Origin of the sequence: Nonomuraea sp. K271 (assembly GCF_009908215.1) — a bacterium.
In the GTDB taxonomy this organism is placed as follows: domain Bacteria; phylum Actinomycetota; class Actinomycetes; order Streptosporangiales; family Streptosporangiaceae; genus Nonomuraea; species Nonomuraea longispora.
The window spans coordinates 1-4,582 of record NZ_JAAAHR010000311.1; the positions used below are offsets into that span (position 1 = coordinate 1).

Annotated in this window: 6 protein-coding genes; 4 read left to right on the forward strand and 2 right to left on the reverse strand. The window is 70.6% G+C overall.

The genetic code is table 11. The features are described from left to right. Together GUY59_RS46130 and GUY59_RS46135 are read right to left on the reverse strand one after the other, a co-directional pair. Positions 1-228: hypothetical protein (locus GUY59_RS46130; protein WP_132341870.1), on the reverse strand; the 228-nt coding region annotated here is incomplete at its 3' end. A 157-nt stretch (positions 229-385) separates the two neighbouring features. Continuing rightward, positions 386-1,411: a helix-turn-helix transcriptional regulator gene (locus GUY59_RS46135; protein WP_138208667.1), complete on the reverse strand. Its 1,026-nt coding sequence runs from the start codon at positions 1,409-1,411 to the stop codon at positions 386-388. A 116-nt stretch (positions 1,412-1,527) separates the two neighbouring features. Between GUY59_RS46135 and GUY59_RS46140 the strand changes: the two genes are divergently transcribed. The 4 genes from GUY59_RS46140 to GUY59_RS46155 form a co-directional block, all read left to right on the forward strand. Further along, positions 1,528-1,950: a VOC family protein gene (locus tag GUY59_RS46140; RefSeq protein WP_132341874.1), complete on the forward strand. Its 423-nt coding sequence runs from the start codon at positions 1,528-1,530 to the stop codon at positions 1,948-1,950. 237 nt (positions 1,951-2,187) lie between these two features. Continuing rightward, the gene (locus GUY59_RS46145) at positions 2,188-3,171 is read left to right on the forward strand and encodes a glycoside hydrolase family 11 protein (RefSeq protein WP_138208668.1); all 984 of its coding nucleotides are present in this window, start codon (positions 2,188-2,190) and stop codon (positions 3,169-3,171) included. 449 nt (positions 3,172-3,620) lie between these two features. Next, positions 3,621-4,217, forward strand: a complete 597-nt coding sequence (locus tag GUY59_RS46150) for a TetR/AcrR family transcriptional regulator (RefSeq protein WP_138208669.1) — start codon at positions 3,621-3,623, stop codon at positions 4,215-4,217. A gap of 27 nt (positions 4,218-4,244) precedes the next feature. Then, positions 4,245-4,582: nitroreductase family deazaflavin-dependent oxidoreductase (locus GUY59_RS46155; RefSeq protein ID WP_161715101.1), on the forward strand; the 338-nt coding region annotated here is incomplete at its 3' end.

Here is a 4,582-nt window from a genome sequence, read left to right on the forward strand (position 1 = left end):
GATCTCTTCGAAGATCTCTTCGAGACCCGACTGGGTCGGGACGTCCCTGCGCCCGGCCTGGCGAGCCGCCTCTACCCGGGCCTTCCACTTCTCGTTGCCGAGCAGCCAATCGAACGACTCGGTCTGCGGAGCGAGAAGGTCAGGAACTTCGAGAGGCTCCTGGATGCGCGAAAATGACACGCGACGAGGACCAGCGGGTACGGCGGAGGCGTTGCGCGAGGCTGCCAACAGATGTCCTTCCGGTGGACACGGATGGAATCGAACTGCGCGCACGCCAAACGCCCGGCGTGGGCCGGGCCGTCAGGAGGCAGCGCGAGGAAGCAGCATAACGCAAAAGGGAAACGAATGTCCATACTTAATATAAGTGTCAACCTCGCTGCCACATTCAGGATGTCACAGCCGCATCCGGCTCGTCAACTCGCCCGCCCACGGCGCCGGCGTATCGGCGGGCCAGGCGCGCGAAGGCGTCCTTGAGCTCGCCGGGAGCGACGGCCTCGATGTCGGCGTCGTACCTGCCGATGGCGGCGGCCAGGCCGATCCACGACCACGAGCCCAGGACGAGCCGACAGCGGTCCGGCCCCAGCTCTTCGACGACACCGTCGCGGGTGAAGCGGGACACCTCGGCGGCGGGCGCCCTGAGGATCACGTCGCCGCGGCAGGGCCAGCCGCCCGAGCCGTACGAACCCGAGAACCGGGCGGCCACGAAGGCGGCCACCTCGCCTCCGGGCAGCTCGCGCGGGGCGAAGCGCGGCCCCGCTGGGGTGCGCGGGGCGATCCGGTCGGCGCGGAACGTACGCCAGTCCTCGCGGTCGAGGTCCCACGCGACGAGGTACCAGCGCCCGCCCCACGTGACGAGGTGATGGGGCTCCACCCGGCGCGGCGGCTCCGGCATCGCGTCCCCCTGCGCCTCCGGCGCGGAGGCCGGAGCGTAGTCGAAGCGCAGCACCTCGCGGCCGTGGATGGCGGCGCCGAGGGCCATGAGCACGCCACCGCCGGTCCGCGTGCCCGGCCGGGCCGCCGGCCGCTCGACGGGCGTGACCTGGAAGGTGTCGATCCGGCGGCGCAGCCGTGCGGGCATCACCTGCCGGACGGTGCTCAGCGCACGCGCCGCGGCCTCCTCGATGCCGGCGCCAGTGGTGGCGGCCGCGGTCTGCAGCGCTATGGCCAGCGCGACGGCCTGCTCGTCGTCGAACAGCAGCGGAGGCAGCTCCGAGCCCGCGTCGAGGCGGTAGCCGCCGTCCGGTCCCTTGAAGGCGACGATGGGGTAGCCGAGCTCGCGCAGGCGGTCGACGTCCCGGCGCACGGTGCGCGGGCTGACGTCGAGCCGCTCGGCCAGCAGCGCCCCCGGCCAGTCCCGGCGGGCCTGGAGCAACGAGAGCAGCGACAGCAGTCGCGCCGAGGTCTTCTGCATGGCTCCCATGGTGCCCCGAGTAGAGGCCACATCCTGACCGCTTCCCGTGCCACGGTGGGGTCTCGCGCCGGACGACGGCGCTCGACAACGACGATTCTCAGGTCAGGAGTCAGGAAATGACCGTCAAGTCCGCGGCCCATCTCAACTTCCGGGGCGACGCCCGCGCGGCGCTCGAGTTCTACCGGTCCGTGTTCGGTGGCGGCCTCGCCGTCGTCACGTACAGGGACGCCGGGAACGTGCAGGACGCCGCCGACGCGGACCGGGTGATGTGGGGCCAGGTGCTCGCCGATGACGGCTTCCACGTGATGGCGTACGACGTGCCCTCGCACCTGCCGTACGACCAGGGCGAGAACTCCTTCTTCCTCTCCCTCCGCGGTGAGACCACGCAGGAGATCACCGCGTACTGGGAGAGGCTCTCGGAAGGAGCCGACGTCGTGCGGCCGCTGGAGCCCGCGCAGTGGTCCGCGCTCTACGGGATGCTCAAGGACCGTTTCGGCGTCGTCTGGGTCGTGGACGTCGCCGCCGACGGAACCTGGTGATCGCCGACCGCGCGCCGGGGAGCGTTCCGAATGTTTCGGAATATCAGTGAAAGTTTCATCCACCGGGTTCGGGAAGATCGGCAGGGCGTACTAACTGACCAGGTGTGATGCCCGAAAGGAAGGCCGCGGGCCGGGCGGAGGCGCGGGTTCGGCCGGGCGTCGTTGACAGCCCGCCGGGCGCGGACGAACACTGTCGCTGCCTGCCCCCAAGCGAGCCCTCACGAGGAGGAAGCACGCATGAACGACGCCCCCCACCGCCGCCGACGCGGCCGCGTCAGGTTGTTCGCCGCCCGTGCCGGAGCCGTGGTGCTGGCACTGGCCACCGCGCTGTTGCCGTCGGCCGCCAACGCGGCCATCACGTCGAACCAGACCGGCACCAACAACGGCTACTTCTACTCGTTCTGGACCGACGCCCCCGGGACGGTCTCCATGGAGCTGGGCTCCGGCGGCAACTACAGCACCTCATGGAGGAACACCGGGAACTTCGTCGCCGGCAAGGGCTGGAGTACCGGCGGACGCAGGACCGTGAGCTACTCGGGCAGCTTCAACCCGTCCGGCAACGCCTACCTGACGCTCTACGGGTGGACCAGGAACCCGCTCATCGAGTACTACATCGTCGACAACTGGGGCACCTACCGGCCGACTGGCGAGTACAGGGGCACGGTCACCAGCGACGGCGGCACGTACGACATCTACAAGACGACGCGGTACGACGCCCCCTCCATCGAGGGCACCAGGACGTTCGACCAGTACTGGAGCGTCCGGCAGTCGAAGAGGACCGGCGGGAGCATCACCTCGGGCAACCATTTCGACGCGTGGGCCCGCCAGGGCATGAACCTCGGCAACCACGACTACATGATCCTCGCGACCGAGGGTTACCAGAGCAGCGGAAACTCCAACATCACGATCGGCTCCGGCGGAGGCAACCCCGACCCCGGCAACCCGGGTAACCCTGGCGGTTGCACCGCGACGCTGTCGGCGGGCCAGCAGTGGAGCGATCGCTACAACCTGTCCGTCAACGTCAGCGGTTCCAGCAACTGGACCGTGACGATGAACGTTCCGTCCCCGGCGAAGATCATCGCCACCTGGAACATCAGCGCCACCTACCCCAGTTCCCAGGTCCTGAGCGCCAGGCCCAACGGCAACGGCAACAACTGGGGTGTGACGATCCAGCACAACGGCAACCAGACCTGGCCGTCGGTCTCCTGCAGCGCGGGCTGATCCACCGTGGGCCGTGGCGCGGCGCCGCCGCGCCACGGCCCCGCGTCAGCCTGTGGCGCGGCGCGGTTCGTCCTGGAGGATGGGCGCCGCCTCGGTGACGGTGTGGATGCCGACGAGTCGAGGTAGGCCTCGAACAGGTCGGGGTACAGCTCCGGCAGGCCGTCCCGGAAAGTGTGCGAGTAGCCGCGCTTGCGGGTGAAGGGGTAGGTGCTGATCGTGGCCCAGTCACCGTCGTCCACGACGGCGTAGGCGTCGAGCGTGCACGCCGGGCCCGTCCGGGTCGTACACCGGGGCACGAGCGAGGCGATGGCGAACGCGACGAAGCGGCCTTCGTTCGGCCACCCGGCAGATGGCCTTGGGGCCTCCACCAGCGTGGCGAGGAAGGCGGCGTGGCTGGCCTGCGGCCGATCGCGTTCCGCGCCCAGTCCCCGCTCTGCTAGTTTGGCCGTATGACCAACTTGGCCGACCGACCAAATTCGGTGCGCGGGGATCGCCGCCGCGAGCAACTGGTGGCGGCCGGCATCGCCCTGCTGCGGGACGACGGCTGGCAGGGGGTCACCACCCGTGCCGTGGCCCAGCGGGCCGGCACCAACCCCGGCCTGATCCACTATCACTTCGGCGGGCTGGCCGGGCTGCACACCGCGATCTTCCGTCAGGCCACCGAGCTCATCCTCGGCCCGCTGGTCACCGAGCTCACGCAGGCCGCGGACGAGCGCGCGGCCCTGGCGACCGTGCGGCGCCTGCTGCCCCAGGCGACCGGCGACGACCAGACGACCCGGCTGGCGGCCGAGCTGATCGCGGGCGCCACCCGCGATCCCGCGCTGGGTGTGGTGCTCCGGGACGAGTTGCGCCAGGCTCGCGGCCTGATCGCCGGACGCCTGCGCGAGGCGCATGCCGCCTGGCCGCGCGACCGCCTGGACGGGGTGGCCACCCTGGTCGTGGCGGCGATCGACGGGCTGATGTTGCACTACATGATCGACGGCGACCTGCCCGTCGGCGCGGCGCTGTCCGCGGTGGAGGACCTGCTGGCCAAGACTCCCTCGTGAGCGCGGCCGACACAGAGAGGAACCGGTATGGAGATCGTCAAGAGGCCCGCACCGCCGACCGGGCTACGCCGCACATTGTGGCGCCTTCCCATCCTGTTGTACCGGGTCGGCCTGGGCCGACTGCTGGGACAGCGGATCATGCTGCTCACCCACACCGGCCGCGTCTCCGGCCGGCCCCGCCGGGCCGTCGTCGAGGTCGTCCAGCACGACGAACGGGGTTACGTGGCGGCCTCCGGGTTCGGGCGGCGAGCCGACTGGTATCGCAACGTCATGGCCACCCCCGAGGTGACCCTGCACGTGGGCGGACGCGCCGTCCAGGCCACCGCCGCGCCGGTCCCGGAGGAGCAGGGCGCGCACATCATGGC